The organism is Nocardioides sp. (assembly GCF_035481145.1).
Taxonomy (GTDB): Bacteria; Actinomycetota; Actinomycetes; order Propionibacteriales; family Nocardioidaceae; genus Nocardioides.
Genome location: NZ_DATIHB010000008.1, coordinates 40991 through 62371 on the forward strand (window position 1 = coordinate 40991; position 21381 = coordinate 62371).

General features: G+C 70.4%; 24 protein-coding genes. 18 read left to right on the plus strand and 6 right to left on the minus strand.

Annotated elements, in window-relative coordinates; translation table 11 throughout:
• Window positions 1–2: 2 nt before the first annotated feature.
• Window positions 3–1337, minus strand: coding sequence for an FAD-dependent oxidoreductase (locus VLF38_RS01050; RefSeq protein ID WP_325269438.1), 1335 nt, complete (start codon window positions 1335–1337; stop codon window positions 3–5).
• 75 nt (window positions 1338–1412) lie between these two features.
• Here VLF38_RS01050 and VLF38_RS01055 point away from each other — a divergent pair, with 75 nt between their 5' ends.
• The 10 genes from VLF38_RS01055 (at window position 1413) to VLF38_RS01100 (ending at window position 10171) form a co-directional block, all read left to right on the plus strand.
• On the plus strand, window positions 1413–2342 hold the full coding sequence (locus VLF38_RS01055) for a LysR substrate-binding domain-containing protein (RefSeq protein ID WP_325269439.1): 930 nt from the start codon (window positions 1413–1415) through the stop codon (window positions 2340–2342).
• Between the two features lie 67 nt (window positions 2343–2409).
• Window positions 2410–2937 carry an SRPBCC family protein gene (locus VLF38_RS01060; RefSeq protein ID WP_325269440.1) on the plus strand — a complete coding sequence of 176 codons (528 nt, stop codon included), beginning with the start codon at window positions 2410–2412 and terminating at the stop codon, window positions 2935–2937.
• A 28-nt stretch (window positions 2938–2965) separates the two neighbouring features.
• Window positions 2966–3433, plus strand: coding sequence for a DUF5709 domain-containing protein (locus VLF38_RS01065; protein ID WP_325269441.1), 468 nt, complete (start codon window positions 2966–2968; stop codon window positions 3431–3433).
• A gap of 4 nt (window positions 3434–3437) precedes the next feature.
• Entirely contained in the window at window positions 3438–4049 is a 612-nt protein-coding gene (locus VLF38_RS01070; RefSeq protein ID WP_325269442.1) for a nucleotidyltransferase family protein, read from the plus strand.
• Window positions 4033–4776 (plus strand): metallophosphoesterase, encoded by a 744-nt coding sequence (locus tag VLF38_RS01075; protein WP_325269443.1) that lies wholly within the window; start codon window positions 4033–4035, stop codon window positions 4774–4776. Before VLF38_RS01070 ends, VLF38_RS01075 begins: the two co-directional genes overlap by 17 nt.
• Window positions 4773–5036: a BON domain-containing protein gene (locus tag VLF38_RS01080; protein WP_325269444.1), complete on the plus strand. Its 264-nt coding sequence runs from the start codon at window positions 4773–4775 to the stop codon at window positions 5034–5036. The genes VLF38_RS01075 and VLF38_RS01080 overlap by 4 nt, the downstream gene beginning before the upstream one ends.
• 223 nt (window positions 5037–5259) lie before the next feature.
• Window positions 5260–6786, plus strand: coding sequence for a Re/Si-specific NAD(P)(+) transhydrogenase subunit alpha (locus VLF38_RS01085; protein WP_325269445.1), 1527 nt, complete (start codon window positions 5260–5262; stop codon window positions 6784–6786).
• A 2-nt stretch (window positions 6787–6788) separates the two neighbouring features.
• Window positions 6789–8213 carry a Re/Si-specific NAD(P)(+) transhydrogenase subunit beta gene (gene pntB, locus VLF38_RS01090; RefSeq protein WP_325269446.1) on the plus strand — a complete coding sequence of 475 codons (1425 nt, stop codon included), beginning with the start codon at window positions 6789–6791 and terminating at the stop codon, window positions 8211–8213.
• A gap of 188 nt (window positions 8214–8401) precedes the next feature.
• Window positions 8402–9658, plus strand: coding sequence for a choice-of-anchor P family protein (locus VLF38_RS01095; protein WP_325269447.1), 1257 nt, complete (start codon window positions 8402–8404; stop codon window positions 9656–9658).
• A gap of 90 nt (window positions 9659–9748) precedes the next feature.
• Window positions 9749–10171, plus strand: a complete 423-nt coding sequence (locus tag VLF38_RS01100) for a hypothetical protein (RefSeq protein ID WP_325269448.1) — start codon at window positions 9749–9751, stop codon at window positions 10169–10171.
• 3 nt (window positions 10172–10174) lie between these two features.
• Here VLF38_RS01100 and VLF38_RS01105 read toward each other — a convergent pair whose 3' ends face one another.
• Together VLF38_RS01105 and VLF38_RS01110 are read right to left on the minus strand one after the other, a co-directional pair.
• Window positions 10175–11692: an MXAN_6640 family putative metalloprotease gene (locus VLF38_RS01105; RefSeq protein WP_325269449.1), complete on the minus strand. Its 1518-nt coding sequence runs from the start codon at window positions 11690–11692 to the stop codon at window positions 10175–10177.
• 61 nt (window positions 11693–11753) lie between these two features.
• Window positions 11754–12152 (minus strand): adenylyltransferase/cytidyltransferase family protein, encoded by a 399-nt coding sequence (locus VLF38_RS01110; RefSeq protein ID WP_325269450.1) that lies wholly within the window; start codon window positions 12150–12152, stop codon window positions 11754–11756.
• A 70-nt stretch (window positions 12153–12222) separates the two neighbouring features.
• Here VLF38_RS01110 and VLF38_RS01115 point away from each other — a divergent pair, with 70 nt between their 5' ends.
• The 7 genes from VLF38_RS01115 to VLF38_RS01145 are packed head-to-tail and all read left to right on the plus strand — an operon-like array spanning window position 12223 to window position 18416.
• Window positions 12223–13254 carry an extracellular solute-binding protein gene (locus VLF38_RS01115; RefSeq protein WP_325269451.1) on the plus strand — a complete coding sequence of 344 codons (1032 nt, stop codon included), beginning with the start codon at window positions 12223–12225 and terminating at the stop codon, window positions 13252–13254.
• A gap of 10 nt (window positions 13255–13264) precedes the next feature.
• On the plus strand, window positions 13265–14902 hold the full coding sequence (locus VLF38_RS01120; protein ID WP_325269452.1) for an iron ABC transporter permease: 1638 nt from the start codon (window positions 13265–13267) through the stop codon (window positions 14900–14902).
• Complete coding sequence (locus VLF38_RS01125; protein WP_325269453.1) at window positions 14899–16002, plus strand: ABC transporter ATP-binding protein; 1104 nt, start codon at window positions 14899–14901, stop codon at window positions 16000–16002. Before VLF38_RS01120 ends, VLF38_RS01125 begins: the two co-directional genes overlap by 4 nt.
• A 13-nt stretch (window positions 16003–16015) precedes the next feature.
• Window positions 16016–17299 (plus strand): DUF445 domain-containing protein, encoded by a 1284-nt coding sequence (locus VLF38_RS01130; RefSeq protein ID WP_325269454.1) that lies wholly within the window; start codon window positions 16016–16018, stop codon window positions 17297–17299.
• A 29-nt stretch (window positions 17300–17328) separates the two neighbouring features.
• Window positions 17329–17703 carry a hypothetical protein gene (locus tag VLF38_RS01135; protein WP_325269455.1) on the plus strand — a complete coding sequence of 125 codons (375 nt, stop codon included), beginning with the start codon at window positions 17329–17331 and terminating at the stop codon, window positions 17701–17703.
• Window positions 17700–18008 carry an RNA-binding S4 domain-containing protein gene (locus VLF38_RS01140; RefSeq protein WP_325269456.1) on the plus strand — a complete coding sequence of 103 codons (309 nt, stop codon included), beginning with the start codon at window positions 17700–17702 and terminating at the stop codon, window positions 18006–18008. The genes VLF38_RS01135 and VLF38_RS01140 overlap by 4 nt, the downstream gene beginning before the upstream one ends.
• Window positions 18009–18044: 36 nt before the next feature.
• Window positions 18045–18416, plus strand: coding sequence for an FKBP-type peptidyl-prolyl cis-trans isomerase (locus VLF38_RS01145; RefSeq protein WP_325269457.1), 372 nt, complete (start codon window positions 18045–18047; stop codon window positions 18414–18416).
• A gap of 118 nt (window positions 18417–18534) precedes the next feature.
• On the opposite strand, the gene VLF38_RS01150 is transcribed toward VLF38_RS01145, so the two are convergent.
• Both VLF38_RS01150 and hisN read right to left on the minus strand, forming a co-directional pair.
• Window positions 18535–18966, minus strand: a complete 432-nt coding sequence (locus tag VLF38_RS01150; protein WP_325269458.1) for a CBS domain-containing protein — start codon at window positions 18964–18966, stop codon at window positions 18535–18537.
• A 38-nt stretch (window positions 18967–19004) separates the two neighbouring features.
• Window positions 19005–19865 carry a histidinol-phosphatase gene (gene hisN, locus VLF38_RS01155; protein WP_325269459.1) on the minus strand — a complete coding sequence of 287 codons (861 nt, stop codon included), beginning with the start codon at window positions 19863–19865 and terminating at the stop codon, window positions 19005–19007.
• A 29-nt stretch (window positions 19866–19894) separates the two neighbouring features.
• Between hisN and VLF38_RS01160 the strand changes: the two genes are divergently transcribed.
• Window positions 19895–20368, plus strand: coding sequence for a DUF2231 domain-containing protein (locus tag VLF38_RS01160; protein ID WP_325269460.1), 474 nt, complete (start codon window positions 19895–19897; stop codon window positions 20366–20368).
• A gap of 96 nt (window positions 20369–20464) precedes the next feature.
• Here VLF38_RS01160 and VLF38_RS01165 read toward each other — a convergent pair whose 3' ends face one another.
• The gene (locus VLF38_RS01165; protein ID WP_325269461.1) at window positions 20465–21319 is read right to left on the minus strand and encodes a hypothetical protein; all 855 of its coding nucleotides are present in this window, start codon (window positions 21317–21319) and stop codon (window positions 20465–20467) included.
• Window positions 21320–21381 lie beyond the last annotated feature (62 nt).

Consider the following 21381-nt stretch of genomic DNA (forward strand, 5'->3'; position numbering starts at 1 on the left):
CGTCAGCCCTGACCGGCGTCGAGCATGCCCTCGCGGGTGGGGACCTTGACGCGCAGGCGCTCCTGCGCCTCGCCCAGGGCGACCTCGTGCTCGTTGAGCTTCAGCCAGTGCTCGTGGGTGAAGACGTTGGCACCCCGCTCGGCGAAGAACGCGTCAACGGCCTCGTCGGAGCGCTGCGGCGCGGTCTGCGTCGTGTTCTCCAGGAGGTGGCCGACCGTCTCGGCGGCGTCCGACTTGGTGTGGCCGATGAGGCCGACCGGACCGCGCTTGATCCAGCCGGTCGTGTAGAGGCCGGGGATGTGGTTGCCGTCGAGGTCGAGGACCTTGCCGCCATCGTTGGGGATGACCGCCTTGCGCTCGTCCCACGGCAGGCCCGGGAGCGGGTCGGACTTGTAGCCGATCGCGCGGTAGACCTGCTGGACCTCCCAGTCGGTGATCTCGCCCGTGCCCTCGACGTTGCCGTCGGCGTTGGGGGAGTGGGTGCGCTCGGTCTTGAAGGTGGTCACCTTGCCGTCGACCGCGACGATCTCGGCCGGCGACTCGCAGAAGTGCAGGTGGATGCGGTGCGGCTTGCCGACCGGGTCGCGACCGACCCAGTTGGCGAGGGTGTCGAGGACCATCTTCTGCGACTTGTGCTTGCCGATGTGCTCCATGCCGTGCTCGTCGACGTCGAAGCCCTCGGGGTGGACGATCACCTCGACGTTGGGCGAGTGGTTGAGCTCGCGGAGCTCGAGCGGCGAGAACTTCGCGTACGCCGGGCCGCGGCGCGCGAAGACGTGCACGTCGGTGATCTGCTTGGTCTTGAGGCCTTCGTAGACCTGCGCCGGGATGTCGGTCACGAGCATCTCGTCGGCGGTCTTGGCGAGGACGCGGGCGACGTCGAGTGCGACGTTGCCGACGCCGAGGACGGCGACGGAGGTCGCACCCTCGAAGTCCCAGGTGGGGGCGTCGTCGGGGTGCGCGTCGTACCAGGAGACGAAGTCGGCGGCACCGATCGAGTGCTCCTCGCCGGGGATGCCGAGGTCGCGGTCGGACTTCGCGCCAGTGGAGAAGATGACGGCGTCGTAGAACTCCTGGAGCTCCTCGAGCTTCACGTCCACGCCGAAGGTCACATTGCCGAGGAAGCGGATCTCCGGCTTGTCCAGAACGCGGTCGAGGGCCTTGATGATCTCCTTGATGCGCGGGTGGTCCGGTGCGACGCCGTAGCGCACGAGGCCGAACGGCGCGGGGAGGCGCTCGATGATGTCGACGGCGACGTCGACGTCGGACTTGGTCAGGATGTCAGCGGCGTAGATGCCGGCCGGGCCGCCACCCACGACTGCAACGCGAAGAGTCATGACTCAAGTGTGGAGGAGAACGAAGATCCACAGAACGAGGTTGTGGTTGTGTGGTCACAAGGCTAGTTTGTGGGAGTGTTGAGTCCTCACGTTCCCGACCTCCGCGCCCTCGAGCTCCTGGTGGTCGTCGCGCGCGCCGGTTCGCTGTCGTCCGCCGCCTCTGAACTGGGCATTTCCCAGCAGGCGGCCTCCTCGCGGCTGCGCACCATGGAGGCGATGGTGGGTGCCCCGCTGCTCGCCCGGACGCGACGAGGATCACACCTCACGCAGACCGGAGAGCTGGTCGTGCAGTGGTCGAGCCGGATCCTGGACGCCGCCGAGCAGCTCGACGCCGGCATCGCGGCGCTGCGGTCGGACCGGCGTGGACACCTCGAGGTGGCGGCCAGCCTGACCATCGCGGAGTACCTCCTGCCCGGCTGGCTCGTCGCCGTCCGGACCCAGCAGGCGCGCGCCGGCATACCGCCGACGCAGTTCACCATGACCGCGGCCAACAGTGAGCGGGTCGCCACGCTGGTGCGTTCCGGAGAGGTCGCGCTCGGTTTCGTCGAGGGTCCTGAGGCGCCCGAGGGGCTCCAGCGGCGTCTGGTGGCGGTCGACGAGCTGGTCGTGGTGGTCGCGGCGAGGCATCCCTGGGCCCAGCGGCCCGACCGCACGATCAGTGCCGCCATGCTGGCCGGCACCAAGCTGGTCTCCCGTGAGGCGGGCTCCGGCACGCGCGTCGTGCTCGAGCGGGCCCTCGGCGACCTGCCGACCGTGCCGCCGGCGTTCGAGATGGCGAGCACCGCCGCGGTGCGCTCCGCGGTCGCGGCCGGTGCCGGCCCCGCCGCCCTGAGCCGCTACGCCGTCCGCGACGACCTCGCCTCGGGCCGCCTGGTGGCGATCAAGGTGAGCGGTGTCGACCTGACCCGCCCGATGCACGCGGTCTGGTCGGGTGACCACGAGCCGCCCGCCGGGCCCGCCCGCGACCTCGTCAACTGGGCCGCGGCGCGAGGTGGCACCGACTGATCTCGTGTGTAGCTCCTCGAAGGCTGGGTACGTCGCGAGTCATGCCCACAGAGAGGAGAACATCACCATGACGACCATGGAGAAGAGCGTGACGGTCGACGTCCCCGTCCACGAGGTCTATGACCAGTGGACGCAGTTCGAGTCCTTTCCGAAGTTCATGGAAGGCGTCGAGGAGGTTCGCCAGCTCGACGACACCCACCTGCACTGGAAGGCGCAGATCGCGGGCGTCGAGCGCGAGTGGGATGCCGAGATCGTCGACCAGACCCCGGACGAGCGGATCACCTGGCGCGCCACCGACGGTGCCCGCAACGACGGCACGGTCTCGTTCGCACCGGTCGAGGGCGGGAAGTGCACGCGGGTGACACTGCGGATGGACTTCGAGCCGGAGGGCTTCGCCGAGAAGGCCGGCGACATGCTGCACATCGTGCAGAGCCGCGTCGGCGGCGACCTCGACCGCTTCAAGGAGTTCATCGAGCACGCCGGTACGGCGACGGGTGGCTGGCGCGGCGAGGTGAAGCCGGGCGACGTCGACCGCGGCGGCCTGGGCAGCATGGGCACGACCGGTCGACAGGACGGCGGCCTGCCGCCCGTGTGACGACCGGCTGCCCGGGTACCGCCCGTCCATGAGTGACAGCGACATGGACAACGGCGGACAGTTGCAGCCGGAAGAGACCCTCGTCGACCGGGGCGTCGACGACGTCCTGGACGAGGGGGTCTCGCCACCCGAGAAGCCACGCGGCGTCGAGGAGTTCGGCACCACGCCGTACGAGGAGGAGACGGGGGAGTCCCTTGACCAGCGCATCGCGCGCGAGGAGGACGACCCCGCCGCCCACGTGGCCTACGGCCTGGCGGAGGACGAGGTCGACGACGGACCCGAAGTCGATCCCGCCCCCGCCGGGTCGGTCGGCGACGAGCGCTCCGGCCGGTTGGTCGCGCCCGACCAGGGCCTGGGCGACGACGCCGAGAAGGACGAGGTGGCCCGCGATGTCGGCATCGACGGCGGCGCGGCCAGTGCCGAGGAAGCCGCGGTGCACGTCGTCAGCGACACCACGACAGAGGAGGGAGAGCCGGCGTCCGAGCCGCCGGACTGAGCACATGAGGGACTTCCAGTCGCAGCGCGAGCTGCTCAAGTCGGTCGCGACCACGTTGAAGCGCGCGGGCATCCCGTTCGCGCTCGCCGGCGGGTACGCCGTGTGGTCGCGCGGCGGCCCCGAGAGCACCCACGACGTGGACTTCGTGATCCCGCCGTCACGGATCGACGACGCCGTGCAGGCGCTCCACGCGGCCGGGCACGACCCGCATCCCAACTCCGAGGACTGGCTGATGAAGGTCTCCCTCGACGACATCGTCGTGGACCTGATCCACCGCCTGCCGATCGGGGACGTCGACGACGCGCTGCTGGCGCGCTGTGACGAGCGGAGCGTCGACTCCGTGCGGATGCCGGTCATGTGCGCGACCGACCTGCTGACCTGCCGGATGCTCGCCTTCACCGAGCACTCGTGCGACTTCGGCCCGGTGCTGAGCTTCGCCCGGGCGCTGCGGGAGCAGGTCGACTGGGAGCTCGTGCGCGACCGCACCGAGCAGAACCCCTTCGCCGCGGCGTTCCTCCAGCTGCTGGAGGCGCTCGACGTGACAGGACACCGGATCGAGAACAGGCCGGGAGTCACCGGCAGCGTCGATGGAGGCACCCATGAGCGCATCGCCTGACGCGGTCCGGATAGCGGCGGTCGGCGACGTCCACATGGGTCCCGACATCCGCGGGCGCTACCGCCCTGCCCTGGCGGCCCTGCCTGACGACGCAGACCTGCTCCTTGTCGCAGGCGACCTCACCCAGCACGGACTCGTCGAGGAGGCTGAGGTCTTCGCTGAGGAGTTCGCCGACCTCGGGGTTCCCGTCGTCACGGTGCTGGGCAACCACGACTACCACGCCGACCTCGAGCTGAAGATCCGCAAGGTCCTGTGCGACGCGGGCATCACTGTCCTCGAGGGTGAGGGCGTCGTCATTCCCACGCCCGCCGGGGACGTCGGCGTTGCCGGCGCCAAGGGCTTCTGCCTCGGCTTTTCAGGACGCCGGGCCTCCTACTTCGGCGAGCCGCAGATGAAGGCGTTCACCGGCCACGGCCAGCACAGCGCCGAGCTGCTCCGCAAGGCGTTCCAGGGCCTCGACGCTCCGGTGCGGGTCGGGCTCACCCACTTCTCGCCGGTCGTCGACACCCTCAGCGGGGAGCCGCCGGAAATCTGGGCCTTCCTCGGCAACTACCTGCTCGGTGATGCGATCGACGAGGCGGGCGCCGACCTGGCGATCCACGGGCACGCCCACGCCGGGGTGGAGAAGGGGATCACCCCGGGTGGAGTGCCCGTGCGCAACGTCGCCCAGCCCGTCATCCACACGGCGTACCGGGTCTACGACGTGGTCCCTGGAGGTGCCCGATGAACGACATCCAGCTCGAACGCCGTCTGGAACGCGCGCTGATCGACGATGACCGCACCCACGAGATGGGGGTGCGGGTCGTGGTGGCCGGAGGGCGCGTCGTCGCCTCGGGAGAGGTCGCCAGCGAGGAACGACGCCAGGCGGTGATCGCGGTGATCTGCGAGGCCGAGCCCGGCTTGCCGGTCGCCGACCAGCTGACCCTCGCGACGCCCGATGCGTCACCGCCGTCGGGGCACGAGCGGATCACGCCACCCCTACAGTGACCGCACGCGAGACCGGTCGGCCCATGGCCGGCCGGTCTCGTTGCGCGTTCTGGGTGGATGACGAAAGCGGGTCTTCAGGCGCGCAAAACCTGTGACAGGTGCCACGAGTCCCAACACTCGGCAACCCTGCCGGTGGGGCTGTGCGGTCGTTAGGATCAGGCCCGCTACGGGCCCGGAGCAGTGTTGCTCCTCGGGCCCGCATCCACAGCGAAACGGAGATCGCATGATCATCGGAGTTCTCAAGGAGGCCCAGGCGGGTGAGACGCGCGTTGCCGCGACTCCCGCCACCGTGGCGCAGCTCCTGAAGCTCGGCTACGACGTCGTGGTCGAGTCCGGCGCGGGGGAGCTCTCGAGCTTCGCCGACGAGGCGTACGTCGAGGCGGGGGCCAGCATCGGCGACCCGCTGATCGGCGACATCGTCTTCGGTGTCAACGCGCCGACGGCGGCGCAGCGTGACGGCCTCAAGTCGGGTGCGACCCTGGTCGCCATCCTCAACGCGCGCCTGGACGCGGAGCTGGTCGACGACCTCGCCGCCCGTCCGATCACGGCGCTGGCGATGGAGACGGTGCCGCGCATCTCGCGCGCGCAGTCCCTCGACGTGCTCTCCTCGATGGCCAACATCGCGGGCTACCGCGCTGTCGTGGAGGCCTCGCACGCCTTCGGCCGCTTCTTCACCGGCCAGGTCACGGCCGCGGGCAAGGTCCAGCCGGCCAAGGTCCTCGTCGTGGGTGCCGGCGTCGCCGGCCTCGCGGCGATCGGTGCCGCCGGCTCGCTCGGCGCGATCGTGCGCGCGACCGACCCGCGTCCCGAGGTCGCCGACCAGGTCAAGTCGCTGGGCGGCGAGTACCTCTCCGTCTCCGACGACACCGAGGTCTCGACCACGGGTTACGCCAAGGAGATGGGTGACGACTACAAGGCCAAGGAGGCAGCGCTCTACGCGCAGCAGGCCGAGGACGTCGACATCATCATCACCACCGCGCTGATCCCGGGCCGTCCCGCTCCCCGCATCATCACTGCGGAGATGGTCGCCTCGATGAAGCCGGGGTCGGTCATCGTCGACATGGCCGCGCAGAACGGCGGCAACGTCGAGGGCACCGTGAAGGGCGAGAAGGTCGTCACTGACAACGGTGTGACCATCATCGGCTACACCGACCTCGCCGGTCGTCTGCCCGCCCAGGCCTCGCAGCTCTACGGCCAGAACCTGGTCAACCTGATGAAGCTGATGACGCCGGGCAAGGACGGCCAGCTCGTCCTCGACTTCGAGGACGTCGTCCAGCGCGGCATCACCGTCGTCCGCGACGGCGAGCTCACCTGGCCGCCGCCGGAGGTCGCCGTCTCGGCCGCCCCGGCTGCCGCTGCAGCCGCTGCTCCGGTCGAGGCCAAGGAGCCGAAGGCGCCGATGGCGGCCGGCACGAAGGTCGGCCTGGTCCTCGCGGCGATCGCGCTCTTCTGGCTGGTCAACGCGACTGCACCGGGTGAGATCCCGCAGCACTTCACCGTGCTGATGCTCTCGATCGTCATCGGCTACTACGTCATCGGCAAGGTCGCGCACGCCCTCCACACGCCGCTGATGTCGGTCACCAACGCGATCTCGGGCGTCGTGGTGGTGGGTGCCCTGGTCCAGATCAAGTCGGACGACAACCTCGTCATCGGCCTGTCTGCGCTGGCGATCCTGCTCGCGTCGATCAACGTCTTCGGTGGCTTCGCGGTCACCCGTCGCATGCTCGCGATGTTCAGCAAGGGGAACTGACCATGGACATCACCTCGATCACCGGTGCGGCGTACATCGTCGCCTCCCTGCTGTTCATCCTGTCGCTGGCAGGGCTCTCCAAGCACGAGTCGGCCAAGAACGGCCTGACCTACGGCATCGTCGGCATGGCCGTGGCCCTCGTCGCCACGATCGCCGAGGTCATCGACGACACCTCCGCGGCCCTCAACCTGGGCCTGCTCGCCGGTGCCGTCGCCGTCGGTGCCCTCATCGGCCTGTGGCGCGCGAAGATCGTCGAGATGACGGGCATGCCGGAGCTCATCGCGCTCCTGCACTCCTTCGTCGGCCTCGCCGCCGTCCTCATCGGCTGGAACGGCCACCTCGAGGGCCCGCACCTCGAGCACGCCGCTCCGGGCGACATCGCCTCGCTCATCAACATCCACGAGGCCGAGGTCGCGATCGGCATCTTCATCGGTGCGGTCACCTTCACCGGCTCCATCGTCGCCAACCTCAAGCTGTCGGCGAAGATGAAGTCGGCGCCGCTCGTGCTGCCGGGCAAGAACCTCATCAACCTCGGCTCGCTGGTCCTCTTCGCCGCACTGACCGTCGTCTACGTGCTCCTCGAGGAGCAGTCCACGGCGCAGGTCGCCGTCCTCGGTGGCCTGACCGCCCTGGCGTTGCTGCTCGGCTGGCACCTGGTCGCCTCCATCGGTGGCGGCGACATGCCGGTCGTCGTGTCCATGCTCAACTCGTACTCCGGCTGGGCCGCGGCCGCGTCGGGCTTCCTGCTCGGCAACGACCTGCTGATCGTGACCGGTGCCCTCGTCGGCTCCTCCGGTGCGTACCTGTCGTACATCATGTGCAAGGCGATGAACCGCTCGTTCATCTCCGTCATCGCGGGTGGCTTCGGCATCGAGGCCGGTCCGTCGGGTGATGTCGACTACGGCGAGCACCGTGAGGTGGACGCCGAGACGGTCGCCGACATGCTCAAGAACGCCTCCTCGGTCGTCATCACGCCCGGCTACGGCATGGCGGTGGCCCAGGCGCAGTACCCGGTGGCGGAGCTCACCTCGCACCTGCGGAAGAAGGGCGTCAACGTCCGCTTCGGCATCCACCCGGTCGCCGGTCGTCTCCCGGGCCACATGAACGTGCTTCTGGCCGAGGCCAAGGTGCCGTACGACGTGGTGCTCGAGATGGACGAGATCAACGACGACTTCCCGGAGACCGACGTCGTCCTGGTCATCGGCGCCAACGACACGGTCAACCCGGCCGCGTCCGAGGACCCGAGCTCGCCGATCGCGGGCATGCCCGTGCTGGAGGTGTGGAACGCCAAGGACGTCATCGTCTTCAAGCGCTCCATGGCCTCGGGCTACGCCGGTGTGCAGAACCCGCTCTTCTTCCGCGACAACTCGGCGATGCTCTTCGGTGACGCCAAGGACCGCGTCGAGGACATCCTCCGGCACCTCTGAGGCACCCGTCGGGATCGCTCCGTCGACCTTGCGCTGCAGCGCCCCGGGCCATCTGGCCCGGGGCGTTGTGCGTCACTGGTCCAAGGGTGCTGAACTGGGGTTTCCGGCCCCGATGCGGGGGTACGATGGTACGAACCATTGCATTTGGCAATCGGTGCTTTCCGTAACTCTTCTCTGGGATGGGGCCCATGACCAGAACGCTTCGTATTCTCCTCCTGCCACTGGTGACGCTGCTCGCCCTGGCAGGCCTCCAGGCGCCGGCCAGCGCCGCCACGCAGTGGGGCTACGTCGCCACCGCTGGTGGCACCATGATCAAGACAGGCTCCGGCCTGCTGATCAGCAGCCAGACCGCCCAGTCGGGCATCACCGGCACCGCCGTTCCCAACTCCTCGACGCAGTCGGTCGCCACCGTCGCGGCGAGTGGCGTGCTCCGCACCGGCGCGGTCGAGACGGCGGCGACGGCCAAGGCGGTCCTCGGCGGCATCGAGATCAAGTCGTGGGGCCGCACGGCAGGCGTCAACGTGCTCAACGGGCTGATCACCGCCGACGCGGTCACCTCGAACCTCACGACCGTCGCCCGGCCTGACGGCACGCAGACCGTCACCGGTGGCACGCAGTTCGTGGGCATCAAGATCGCGGGCATCAACCTCCCGATCAACATCCCGCGCAACTACACGGTGACCATCCCCGGGATCGCCACGGTGACCCTCAACGCCTACGCCTCCGGCACGCACGGTGGCGCCTCCGCGACCCAGGGCTGGGCTCTCGGTGTCGCGCTGCTGAAGGCGCAGGGCGACGTCCCGGCCGGTGCCACGATCATCGTGAACCCGGTCTACCAGTCGGTCGTCCCGGCCACCCCGTCCGAGGCACTCTTCAGCGGACACGCCTACGGCTCCAAGGTCCAGGCCAAGGTCGGCGACGGCGTCTCCGCCGAGGTCCCCGAGACGGCGATGCTGCGCACCCCGCCGGGTGGCAGCAACGGCGCGACGCTCAAGAGCACGACCGCCGGCATCAACGTCGCCGGTCTGATCACCCTCGGTGCGGTGGAGTCGACGAGCACCTCGTCCACCTTCGGCCCCAACCTCCTGGATGCCGACATCCGCAACACCAACCAGACGGCCCGGGTCAACGTCCTGGGTGGCCTGGTGACGGCCGACGCGATCAAGGTGACGGCGCACAACCGTCGCGTGAGCAACGCCTGCTCCGGCGATGCTGCGATGACACTGGTGAACCTCAAGGTCGCCGGAGCGGCGATCCCGATCAACGTCTCGCCGAACACGACGATCAAGGTCGGTGACCTGGCGACCGTGATCGTCAACCAGCAGGTCCGCAACGGGTGCAGCACGCTGATCCGCGGCGTCTACATCACCCTGCTGAAGCCGCAGGGCGACCTGCCGGTGGGTGCGGTCATCGAGGTTGCGAAGGCGACCACGACCATCCACTGACCAGCAGCGCACGCACGACACGAAAGCCCCCGGGTGCGAACCCGGGGGCTTTCGTGGTCTCCGACGCCCCCACGGGTCTAGCCTCGGGCCATGGCTGACAACCCGCTCGACCCCTTCGGACTCCTCACGATGTCGCAGAAGCTGGCGCTCGACGCCACCACCGGCGCGTTCGACGCCCTGATGGCCGTGGGCCGCACGGCGACGCAGCCGGACGAGGCGGTGCGCCAGTTCGCCGCGCTGGCGAACGCCGTGGGCGATCTCGCCTCGGCCAGCGTCCAGCCGCTGCAGGACTTCGTGACCCGGCAGCGCGAGATCGCCGACACGATGGCCAAGCTCGCGTCGGTGCAGGCCGACCTCGCGGTCCTCGTCGAGTCGCTCGCACATCGGCACGCTGCGGTGGTCGAGTCACTCGAGAGCCTCACGGCTCCTGTCTTCGGGCTCGTCGCGCGCGAGCAGTCGGGCCAGCAGGGGCAGACGGCGAAGGCGGAGAAGCCGGGCAAGCCCGGCGCGTAGGCCTCAGCGCCAGGCGGTCGCCCGGAAGGTCGTCGTGCGTCCATCGCGCGCGGACGCGTTGCCGAGCGCCACCGCCACACGGTGCACCTTCGACGCGGAGAACGGCACGTCGTACACGCGGTTGCCGGAAGCATTGAGGCGCAGCGGCACCTTGGTGACGCTTCCGTCGCGGCGGAAGACCAGGACGTACGCCGTCGCGGCGCTCGACGGAGCGTCGATCCTGAGCCGGAGCTTCCAGGCGCCGGTCATGGTCGACGCGGGCCTGACCACCACGTCGACGCTGGCCAGGTGGTTGATCCGCGTGGACAGCAGGCCGGTCGAGCGTGCCGTGGGACTCAGGGTCCACGTGCGGGAGATCTCTGCGCGGGGGTAGTAGCGGCCTTCGCGCCAGAAGCGAGCCGGCACGATGGAGGCTCCGGAGAAGGTGCGGAACTCGTTGAGGAGCGAGGACCCCGCCGTGCGCAGGGCAGAGGAGAGCGAGGCCCGCGCGTTGTCGCCGGCCACCGTGGCGGCGTTGCGCCAGACCTGACGCAGCACGCCGTTGCCGAGCCTCTGGCTGATCAGCTCGTGGAAGACCCACGTGCCGTAGTGGGCCCCGTCGCCGAAGGTGTCGACCGGCTGCCCCGGCCGCCGCAGCGATCCGGCCGCGATGTACTGCCTGTTGTCGTTGACGGCGGAGTAGACACGCTCCTCGATCCACGTCGCCGTGGACTCCATCAGCCAGATGCTCTCGTCGGCGTCGTAGCCGAACTGGACCAGGTGGAAGAACTCGTGCGCTGCCGTGACCTGGCGCGCAGCGTCGGGGTGGGTCGCGTCACCGAACTGGGCGGCGGAGAAGTCGTTGTCGAGCACGAGGTAGCCCGCGGACGTCTGGACGGAGGCGGAACCCTCGGGCACGGCATAGCCGTAGATGCCGCTCCGTCCGGTGTCGGCGAGGTAGACGTCTACCCGGTCCCGGGTGGGCACCTGCTTGCTGCCGGCGGAACCGTCACCCTTGGGCACGCGGTAGCCCAGCGTGCCGATCTCGGTGTTCCACGTCCGCGTGAGCGTCTGGACCGTCTTCGCGACGGCGTCATCGGTGCTGATCTGGCGACTGAGGGTCAGGAGGCCACTCCTGGTGCCCTCCGGCACCCAGTGGACACAGAACGGATGGTTGCCGTACGTCGCGGGGGCATCACAGGTGGAGCGGGCGGCGCTGCGCTCGGCGGAGGTCCACCGGGCTGCCGTCGGATCGGTCGCCGCGACGGTGCCGTCCGGGCGGGCGAAGAGCGCCCGGGCCTCGGCGCGGTCCGCGCTGTCCAGGTGGGTCAGCTGGTCGCGGAGCTCGACGAGTGCGAGGGTGGCGTCCTCGCGGCCCCCCTCGAGGGCCGCCTGCGCCTGGTCGAGCAGATGGACGGCATGCGGAGAGGACCCAGCCGGGGGAGCGGTGGGGTCCGCAGCGGCCGGTTGGACCAGGGCCGGCGCGAGCGAGAGCGCGAGGCTTGCGCCGAGCAGGGCGGGGGTGAGGCGGTGCAGGAGCATGGAGGACCCGAGACGTGACGGCGACAGCAACCCGTCCAGCGTACGACGTCGAGCCCTGTTGTCAGCTGCCCGCGGAGATCTTCTCGATCAGGGCGGTGGTGGAGATCGCCGGGGTCCGGGGGAGGTAGACGACCTCGCAGATGTCCTTGAACTCGTCGAAGCGGCCGGCCCAGTCGTCGCCCATCACCAGCACGTCGGCGCCGAACTTCAGGATGTACTCCCGCTTGAGCTCCAGGCTCTCCTCCACGAAGACCTCGTCCACGGGCTTGAGGGCGCCGACGATGGCGAGTCGCTCGGCCTCGGAGAAGACGGGGAGGCGGTCCTTCTTGCGCATGTTCAGTGCGTCGGCGGAGACACCGACGACGAGGCGGTCGCCCAGCGCGGCGGCTCGCTCGATGACGCGGAGGTGGCCGACGTGGAAGACGTCGAAGGTGCCGAAGGTGATCACGGTGCGGGCCATGTCCGGATTCTGTCATGTCCGTGACCCGGTCCACACCCACCGTAGGTGAGCCTCACCTTAGAATCGCGCCATGCGCCGTACCTCCCGCCTCGCCGCCCTGACCGCCGCCGGGCTCGCTGTCGCCACCGTCGCCTCCGGCTGCTCCTTCCTCGGCCTCGGTGACGAGCCCGGTGACCTGCAGGTCTACACCGGTCGCCACTACGGCTCCGAGGAGGTCTTCAAGAAGTTCACCGAGGAGACCGGGATCACGGTCGACATCCTCAGCGGCGACGACGCCGAGATGCTCGAGCGGGTCAGGACCGAGGGGGCCGACTCGCCCGCCGACATCTACATGACGGTCAGCGCCGGCCCGCTCTGGAGCGCGGCCGACGACGACCTCCTCGAGCCGCTGACCAGCCCCGTTCTCGACGAGGCCGTGCCGGCGCAGTACCGCGACGCCGACGACCGCTGGTTCGGACTCGTACGCCGGGCGCGCACGGTCGTCTACGACCCCGAGAAGGTGGACGCCAAGGAGTTCGACGCGACGGACACCTACGCGGGGCTGACCGACCCGAAGTGGAAGGGCCGCCTCTGCATGCGCGACCTCAGTGGTGCCTACACCACCTCACTGGTCGCCTCCCTGATCGACCTCCACGGCTACGACAAGACGCTGGAGATGGTCGAGGGCTGGCTCGCCAACGACGTCGAGATCATGGGCAACGACGTCGAGCTGCTCGAGGCGATCTCCGCCGGCACCTGCGAGGTCGGCATCACCAACCACTACTACCTCGCCCGCGCGCAGGCCGAGGGCGAGCTCGAGGACGTCGAGCTCTACTGGGCCTCCCAGAAGGGTGCCGGCGTCCACGAGAACATCTCCGGAGCCGGAGTGGTCGCGACCAGCGACGCGAAGTCGAAGGCGCAGAAGTTCCTCGAGTGGCTCGCCACCGACGGCCAGGACGACATGCTCGAGGGCAACCACGAGTACCCCGTCAACCCGACCGTGCCGGTCGACGCGGCCGCTGCGGCGTTCGGCTCCTTCACGCCGATGGCGGTTGACGCCGAGGCCTACGGCAAGCTCAACCCCGACGCGGTGAAGCTGCTCGCCGAGGCCGGCTACAAATGAGCCTGAGCCGTTGACCCAGGCCCTGGCACCTGCGCTGGAGCCGGCCGCGCGGTCGCGCCGCGGACCCACCCGTGGCCGTCCGGGGTGGTCGGCTCTCGTCGTGCTGGTCGCCGTCCTGACGGCGCTGCCCGTCCTGGCTGTCCTCGCCGAGGGCGGCGGTGGCGTGTGGCCCTCGGACCTGGGCGCCATGGTGCTCACGACGATCGGTCTGATGGCCGGCGTCGCGCTCGGCACGCTCGTGATCGGGTGCGGCCTCGCCTGGCTGGTGACCGCCTACACGTTCCCCCTGCGCAACCTCATGGTCTGGCTGCTCGTGCTGCCGCTGGCCATGCCGGCGTACATCCTCGGTTTCGTCTTCCTCGCGACGTTCGACGCTGCGGGGCCCGTGCAGCTGTGGCTGCGCAGCCACGTGGCGGATGGCGTCGCGATCGACGTCTCGACCACGGCCGGCTGTGCCGTCGTCATGAGCCTGACCCTCTACCCCTACGTCTACCTCCTGGCCCGCTCCGCCTTCGCCGAGCAGGCCCCCACGACGTACGACGCGGCGCGGATGCTCGGTGCTGGCCGGGTCCGGGCGTTCTTCCGGGTGCTGCTTCCGCTGGCGCGGCCGTCGCTCGCGGCGGGCCTCGCGCTGGTGATGATGGAGGTCCTCACCGACTTCGCCACCGTCCAGTACTTCGGCGTCCAGACGGTCTCCTACGGCGTCTACATCACCTGGAAGCAGCAGTTCGCCTTCGCCTCCGCGGCGCAGCTGGCCAGCCTGGTCATGCTCTTCGCCGTCGTCGTGATGGCGGGGGAGCGGCTGGTCCGTGGCCGGGCCCGCTACACCCAGCGCGGTGGCCGCGGCGCCGGTCTTGCCCCGACGCCCCTTCCGCTCGGGCGCGGCCTGCTGGCCACGGGCGCCTGCCTGCTCGCGCTGCTCGCGGCGGTCGTCGTGCCGGTGGTCCGCCTGGCCGGCTTCGCGATCGACCACGCTCGTGGTGGCGACGGTCGACCGGCGCTGGGTCCGCAGTTCATGGAAGCGCTCGGCAACTCCGCGGTGGTCGCCGTCCTCGCGGCCCTCGCCTGCGTGACCCTGGCCGTCCTCATGGGCCATGCACTGCGCCTCGGTGCGGGCCGCTTCGTGCGCGGGGCCGCGCAGCTGACCACCTTCGGGTACGCCGTCCCGGGAGCCGTCATCGGCATCGGGGTCCTGCTCCTGCTCTCCCACGTGCCCGGCGTCCTCGCGACCGGGTCCGTGGCGGCCGTCCTGTGTGCCTACGCGATCCGCTTCCTGGGGCCGGCCTTCCAGTCGGTCGACGCGTCGTACGCGAAGCTGCCGCCGGCGGTCACCCAGAGCGCCCTGAGCCTCGGGGCCAGCCCGCTGCGGGTCCTGGCCCGCGTCCACCTGCCACTGGTCCGGCCGGGCGTGCTCGTCGCGCTGGTGCTCGTCATGATCGACGCGATCAAGGAGCTCCCGCTCGTGCTGATGCTGCGCCCGGTCGGTTTCGACACCGCGTCGGCCTGGGTGCACCGACTGGCCACGGAGAACCTCTGGGGCCTTGCTGCCGCGCCCGCGCTGATCATCGTGGCGTTGGCGGTCATCCCGGTCGCTATCCTCGGCCGGCGGATCCGCGCGGCGGACCGCAGGGAAGGAGGCCGACGATGAGCGCGTCCGTCGAGCACGCACTCGTCCTCGACCAGGTGTCGAGGAGCTACGGGGACGTGGGCGCCGCCCGCGGCCTCGACCTCAGGGTCGCACCCGGCGAGCTCGTCACGCTGATCGGCCCCTCGGGCTGTGGCAAGTCCACGGCGCTGCGCCTCGTCGCCGGGCTCGAGCGCCCTGACAGCGGCCGGATCGTGATCGCCGGCGAGACCGTGGCGGGTCCGGGTCGGTTCCGCCAGCCCGAGCAGCGCCGCGTCGGCCTGGTCTTCCAGGACCACGCCCTCTTCCCGCACCTGAGCGTGGAGCGCAACGTCGCCTTCGGGCTCACCGACCTGCCGCGCAACGAGCGTGCGGCCCGTGTCGCCGAGGTGTTGGGACTGGTCCGGCTCGCCGACAAGGCGAAGCGCTACCCGCACGAGCTCTCCGGCGGCGAGCAGCAGCGCGTCGCGCTCGCCCGCGCCCTCGCGCCCCGCCCCGCGGTGGTCCTGCTCGACGAGCCGTTCTCCTCGCTCGACGAGAACCTCCGCGCCCAGGTCCGCGCCGAGCTCGTCGGGGTGCTCCGCTCCACCGGAACGACCGCCCTCTTCGTCACGCACGACCAGACCGAGGCGCTCTCCATCGGGGACCGGGTCGTCGTCATGCAGGCCGGCCGCATCGAGCAGGCCGACACGCCCCAGCGTGTGTTCGAGTCCCCGGCCTCCCGCTTCGTCGCCTCGTTCATGGGCGACGCCGACTTCCTGCCCGCGCACGTCCACAACGCGTTGCTGACCTGTGAGGTGGGCGTCGTGTCGACGGTCCCGGGGTGGGCCCACTCCGACGTCGACGTGGAGGTGGTCCTGCGCCCGCACGAGGTCGCCCTCGCCCCGGCTGTCGGGCGCTCGGGCGGAGGCCCCGAGGTCGTCGCGGTCGAGTACCACGGCGCCTTCGTGCTGCACACCGTCCGGCTCCCTTCCGGACGCACGCTCCGCTCGTGGCAACAGCACGCCGTGCGCTACCCGGTCGGCACCCCGGTCGACGCGTCGGTGGTCGCCGGCGTGACGCCCACCCTGCTCGTCGGTGACCGCGCCGTCGTGGCGCCTGCCGGCGCGCCGCCGCTCTCCTGACACAATCGCCGGCGTGGACACGCTGACGAGCTCCCCTGGTCCGGCCGGCCTCACGGGCGTCGACTCCGCGGCCGACGCTGCGCGGCGTACGGCGCTGCGGCGGATGCGCGCAGTGGCGCTGGGCCTGCTGGTCTTCGCCGCCGTTGTGTACGCCGCGACGCTGGGCCGCGACGGCTTCCTGGGGTTCGTCAACGCCGGCGCCGAGGCGAGCATGGTCGGCGCGATGGCCGACTGGTTCGCGGTGACCGCGCTCTTCCGGCACCCGCTCGGCCTGCCGGTGCCGCACACGGCGCTGATCCCGAAGCGCAAGGACGAGCTGGGGCGCGGCCTGGAGGAGTTCGTGGGGGAGAACTTCCTCCAGGAGGAGATCATCCGCGACCGCGTGACCTCGGCCGAGCTGAGCCGCCGCATCGGCACCTGGGCCGTCGACCGGGCCAACGCGCGCAAGGTGGTCGCCGAGGGCATGGAGGTCGCCTCGATCGCGCTGGCCAAGGTGAAGGACGAGCACATCACCGATCTGGTGGAGATGGCGCTGGTGCCCCGGTTCCGCGAGGAGCCGATCGCGCCGATCCTGGGCACGTTCGTCACCGAGGCGGTCCGCGACGACCTCCACCACGGCCTGGTCGACCTCGCCCTCGAGGAGCTCCACGGCTGGGTCACCCACAACCCCGAGACGTTCGCCGACGTCCTGATGGAGCGCGCGCCGTGGTGGGCTCCCGACCGGCTCAACGAGATGGTCACCGAGCGGCTCCACGTCGAGGCGATCCGCTGGCTTGGTGACATCCGCCAGGATCCCCGGCACCGGGCTCGCAAGGCGCTCGACTCCATGCTCGCGCGGCTGGGAGACGACCTGCTGACCAACGCCGCGACGCAGGAGCGTGCCGAGAACTTCAAGGTCCGCATGCTCGACCACCCGCAGTTCACCACGACCGCGATCTCGCTGTGGACCGCCCTCAAGAACGCCCTGGCCGGCGCCCTGCAGGACCCCGACGGCCCGCTCGCGCAGCGGCTCGAGGAGGAGGTCGTCGCCTTCGCACGCCGGCTGCTGGCCGAGCCGGAGCTGCGTGCTCGTCTGGACGGGATGGCCGCCGACGCCGCGGTCTTCGGCGTGACGCGCTACGGCTCGGAGCTGACCGCCGTGATCACCCACACCATCGAGCAGTGGGACGGCAAGGAGGCCTCGGACCGGATCGAGCTCCACGTCGGTCGCGACCTGCAGTTCATCCGGATCAACGGCACGATCGTCGGTGGCCTCGTCGGCGTGATCATCCACGCACTCACCGTCGTGCTGCACTGAGCGCTCGTCGGCTGAGGGAGAATGGCTCCATGAGCACCAACCTCCCCGAGCGGCCCCCGTCCGGTCAGGCACAGCCGCGGCGCGCCCGGCACCTGATGGACCCGCACGCCCTGCCCGCGCGCCAGGCGACGTACGACGACGCGTCGGTGCGTCGGGTGCAGCGCTGGGTGATGTCGGCGCTGGTCGTGGTCGTCGCCTTCCTCCTGGCCGGTGGCTGGGTGCTGATCGCGGGCACGATCGTGTCGAAGCCGGCCGGCCAGTGGGTGCTGCTGGCCAACGCCGCAGCGTTCGGGGTGGCCGGGATGGCGGCCGCGCTCGTCATCCACCAGCGGCGCTGGCTCTCGCCGTGGCTCCTGCTCGGCGTCGTGCCGCTCGTGGCCGGTGCAGTCTGGATCTTCGGATGAGGCCCCGCCTGAGCGGCCTGCGCCGCAAGGCCGCGCCGCGCACCCCGAAGGGTCCCGAGCCCGTCGACGTGCCCGTGCGCGAGGAGGTGATCCGGCTGGGCCAGTTCCTCAAGCTCGCCAACCTGATCGACACCGGCGCGGAGGCGAAGGAGGTCTGCCCCGCTGGCCTCGTGAAGGTCAACGGTGAGGTCGACACCCGGCGCGGCCGCCAGCTGCAGGACGGCGATGTCGTCGAGCTGCGCGGTCAGGCTGCCCGCGTCGTCGCCGGCGTCGACGCGGCCGTCGAGGACGACCTGCCCTGGTGAGCACCCGGCTTCGGCGGTCGTGACAGACTTCGGTCCATGAGCCAGAAGCCTGAAGTCGAGTTCGTCGACCCCACGCAGACCTACACCGATCTCGTCATCACCGACCTCGTCGAGGGTGACGGCGACGAGGCCGTCGTCGGCAAGAACGTCGCCGTCCACTACGTCGGTGTCGCCCTGTCGACGGGCGAGGAGTTCGACGCGTCGTACAACCGTGGTGCTGCCTTCCAGTTCCCGCTCGGTGGCGGCCGCGTCATCGCCGGCTGGGACCAGGGTGTGCAGGGCATGAGGGTCGGCGGTCGTCGTCAGCTCGTGATCCCGCCGCACCTCGGCTACGGCAACCGCGACCTCGGCGTCATCAAGCCCAACGAGACGCTTATCTTCGTCGTCGACCTCCTCAAGGTCGGCTGACACGGCGGAGGGGCGCCTGACGGCGTTGCCCTCGGTCGACGGCCCGCTCCGCTTGAAAACCGCCTTCCCTCAGGCGCCTTGTCAGGCAGTCCCTCCAGCGCGCCAGCCGGGCTGACGGTCAGGTCTGGTGGACGTACTGGTCGAGCTGGTCGCGCTCGAACTGGAGCTGGTCGATCTTGTGCTTGACCAGGTCGCCGATGCTGACGATTCCGACGCAGGTCGGCCCGTCGCAGACCGGGATGTGGCGGAAGCGCCCGGCGGTCATGATGCCGAGCACGGCGTCGAGGTCGTCGCCGGGTGAGCAGGTGCGCACGGCGCTGGTCATGATCGCCGACACGACGTTGTTGATCACCGTGCCGTCGGCGTGGAGCCGGCGGACGACGTCGCGCTCCGACACGATGCCGGCGATCGTCTCCCCGTCGGGGCTGACCACGACCGCACCGATGTTGTGCTCGGCCAGGAGCGCGAGCAGGTCACGCACACCTGCGCCGGGCGCGATGGTGACCACCGCCTGGTCGGCCTTGCCACGGAGAACGTCGCTGATCTGCATCCGGTGACTCCTCGTCGAGTTGACCCCTCGATCTCAAGTTAGCCCTGTGGACGGCGGCTGAACAGGGCAACGCTCCCGGGGCCGCGCTCCCCGTCGGGATCGGTGTCGTCGTCGACGGAGCCGAGGAAGGCCAGTGCGGCATCGTGGAGGTGACCGTTGGTCGCGACCGCGTTGCCACCCCACGGGCCGGGCTTGCCGTCGAGCGAGGTGAAGGTGCCGCCCGCCTCGCGCACGATGACGTCGAGTGCGGCCATGTCGTAGAGCTCGAGCTCCGGCTCGGCCGCGATGTCGACCACGCCCTCGGCGACCATCATGTAGCTCCAGAAGTCGCCGTAGGCGCGCGTGCGCCACACCCGCCGCGAGAGCGAGAGGAAGTCCTCGAGCTGGTCGCGCTCCTCCCAGCCCGTCAGCGAGCTGTAGGAGAACGAGGCGTCCTCCAGGCGGCGTACGTCGGAGGTGTGGATCTGCACCGCCTTCAGAAGGTTGCGACCGGTGTAGGCGCCCTGGCCCTTCGCCGCCCACCAGCGACGCTGGAGCAGGGGAGCGGAGACGACGCTGAGGACGACCTCGCCGTCGACCTCGAGGGCGATGAGCGTGGCCCAGACAGGCACGCCGCGGACGAAGTTCTTGGTGCCGTCGATCGGGTCGATGATCCAGCGGCGCTGGCTGTGGCCGGTCGAGCCCTGCTCCTCGCCGAGGACCGCGTCGCGGCTGCGGGCCCGACCGAGCGTACGGCGGATCGACTCCTCGACGGCCTGGTCGGCGTCGGTGACCGGGGTCAGGTCCGGCTTGCTCATCACGTGCAGGTCGAGCGCCTTGAAGCGGTCCTGCGTGATCGAGTCGGCGTCATCGGCGAGCACGTGCGCGAGGCGCAGGTCGTCGGTGTAGTCAGCAGCCATGGGGACAGGCTATTCGGTACGTTCGGGGCATGAGCATCGACGGTCTTCCACTCCACCCCCTGGTCGTCCACGCAGCCGTCGTGCTCGCCCCGGTCGCTGCCCTCCTGGCCCTCCTGTACGCCGTCGTCCGGGCGTGGCGGCGCATCCTGCGCCACGTGACGGCCGGGCTCGCGCTCGTGGGCGCCGTGGCGGTGGAGGTCGCCTACCTGAGCGGCAAGGCGTTCGTCGAGGACGTCCCGGCGCTGGGGCAGGCGGTGACCGAGCACAGCGAGTTCGGGCGCCAGCTGGTCTGGGCGGTGTGGATCCTCGCGATCCTCGCTGTGGCGTCGTGGTGGGTGCTCCCGGTGACGAGCGTCCGCGGCGTCGGGGGCGGCGCGGCCGCCCGCTTCCTTCGCCCGGCACTCCTCGTGCTCCAGCCGCTCGCCGCCGTCGTCGTGCTCTGGCTCGCGTTCCGGGCGGGCCACTCCGGCGCGACCGCCGTCTGGGGCGGGCTCCTTCCGTAGAGGCTGACCCGGACCACCACACTTCGGCGCCGAGACGCCCCGTTCCAGCGTCAACCAACCAGCCTGCGGCGGCGTCGAGATCCGGAGTGTGGTGTTTCAGGTGCGAGCGAGGGCGAGGGCGACGGCCCGCTCGAAGATGCGGCGCACCTGGTCCTGCTGGGACATCACCTGCTCCCAGAGCAGCCGGATCACCAGCCAGCCATCGAGCGCCATCTCGTTGTAGCGGCGTACGTCATGGCGCCAGGCTCTCTCGTCGGCGTGGTAGCTCCATGAGTCGCACTCGACGGCGACCCGGAGGTGCTTGTCGACGAGATCACTGTGCCGGTCGCCTCCCACCCAGCCCTGGGGTTCGACCTCGAACCCGCGTACGTCGAGTGCGATCGCGCGTGCGACGGATTCGAAGGGGTTGGCCGCCCTTCGGTCCGCGGACTCGATCACCCGGGACACCCGCGCGCGGCCCCTCGGCACACGGGCCGCTCGTGCATGGAGCGCCTCACGCGTGACCTTGCCCTCCCGCAGGGCAGAGTCCGCCACGGCCAGCGCGGCATCGAAGGGCAACGTTCGAGCACAGTCCACCACGGTCGCCACCCGGGTGAGCCGATGATCGGTGACGTCACCGTCCGGGAGATCCCCGCGGTGTACCTCGATCCCGGCATGGGCATGGTGTCGGTCGCGCGGAACCGTGACGACCGGGAGTCGTGGCTCGGTCTTCACCTTCCAGCCCCAGGCGCGCGCAGCACTCAGGCCCGTCAGGGTCCCGCCGACGCGGTGTGCAGCGGCACGGTCGGCTGCGATCCCGGGGAGCGCGAGCGAGCTGCGGCCGTGCCGTTCGAGAGCGCCGCCCCCGACGGTGAGGTCCAGGACCTTCCGGGGCACGAGCTCGAGGAGCTCCTGGCGACGCATGATGCCGCCCGCTCGGCGTACGGCTTCCACGGGGTCGATCGTGTCCATGGCCCGACGATGACCCGAATCACCACGCTCCGTCCGACCAGAAGCGGCGCCTGGGGAGAGAC

Coding starts and splice junctions, on each gene's coding strand:
- VLF38_RS01095 (WP_325269447.1), top strand. CDS start 8,402: ATGACCAGAACGCTTCGTATTCTCCTCCTGCCACTGGTGACGCTGCTC.
- VLF38_RS01100 (WP_325269448.1), top strand. CDS start 9,749: ATGGCTGACAACCCGCTCGACCCCTTCGGACTCCTCACGATGTCGCAG.
- VLF38_RS01075 (WP_325269443.1), top strand. CDS start 4,033: ATGAGCGCATCGCCTGACGCGGTCCGGATAGCGGCGGTCGGCGACGTC.
- VLF38_RS01145 (WP_325269457.1), top strand. CDS start 18,045: ATGAGCCAGAAGCCTGAAGTCGAGTTCGTCGACCCCACGCAGACCTAC.
- VLF38_RS01060 (WP_325269440.1), top strand. CDS start 2,410: ATGACGACCATGGAGAAGAGCGTGACGGTCGACGTCCCCGTCCACGAG.
- VLF38_RS01160 (WP_325269460.1), top strand. CDS start 19,895: ATGAGCATCGACGGTCTTCCACTCCACCCCCTGGTCGTCCACGCAGCC.
- VLF38_RS01135 (WP_325269455.1), top strand. CDS start 17,329: ATGAGCACCAACCTCCCCGAGCGGCCCCCGTCCGGTCAGGCACAGCCG.
- VLF38_RS01065 (WP_325269441.1), top strand. CDS start 2,966: ATGAGTGACAGCGACATGGACAACGGCGGACAGTTGCAGCCGGAAGAG.
- hisN (WP_325269459.1), bottom strand. CDS start 19,865: ATGGCTGCTGACTACACCGACGACCTGCGCCTCGCGCACGTGCTCGCC.
- VLF38_RS01085 (WP_325269445.1), top strand. CDS start 5,260: ATGATCATCGGAGTTCTCAAGGAGGCCCAGGCGGGTGAGACGCGCGTT.
- VLF38_RS01150 (WP_325269458.1), bottom strand. CDS start 18,966: ATGCAGATCAGCGACGTTCTCCGTGGCAAGGCCGACCAGGCGGTGGTC.
- VLF38_RS01080 (WP_325269444.1), top strand. CDS start 4,773: ATGAACGACATCCAGCTCGAACGCCGTCTGGAACGCGCGCTGATCGAC.
- VLF38_RS01115 (WP_325269451.1), top strand. CDS start 12,223: ATGCGCCGTACCTCCCGCCTCGCCGCCCTGACCGCCGCCGGGCTCGCT.
- VLF38_RS01105 (WP_325269449.1), bottom strand. CDS start 11,692: ATGCTCCTGCACCGCCTCACCCCCGCCCTGCTCGGCGCAAGCCTCGCG.
- VLF38_RS01050 (WP_325269438.1), bottom strand. CDS start 1,337: ATGACTCTTCGCGTTGCAGTCGTGGGTGGCGGCCCGGCCGGCATCTAC.
- VLF38_RS01110 (WP_325269450.1), bottom strand. CDS start 12,152: ATGGCCCGCACCGTGATCACCTTCGGCACCTTCGACGTCTTCCACGTC.
- VLF38_RS01070 (WP_325269442.1), top strand. CDS start 3,438: ATGAGGGACTTCCAGTCGCAGCGCGAGCTGCTCAAGTCGGTCGCGACC.
- VLF38_RS01165 (WP_325269461.1), bottom strand. CDS start 21,319: ATGGACACGATCGACCCCGTGGAAGCCGTACGCCGAGCGGGCGGCATC.
- pntB (WP_325269446.1), top strand. CDS start 6,789: ATGGACATCACCTCGATCACCGGTGCGGCGTACATCGTCGCCTCCCTG.
- VLF38_RS01140 (WP_325269456.1), top strand. CDS start 17,700: ATGAGGCCCCGCCTGAGCGGCCTGCGCCGCAAGGCCGCGCCGCGCACC.
- VLF38_RS01125 (WP_325269453.1), top strand. CDS start 14,899: ATGAGCGCGTCCGTCGAGCACGCACTCGTCCTCGACCAGGTGTCGAGG.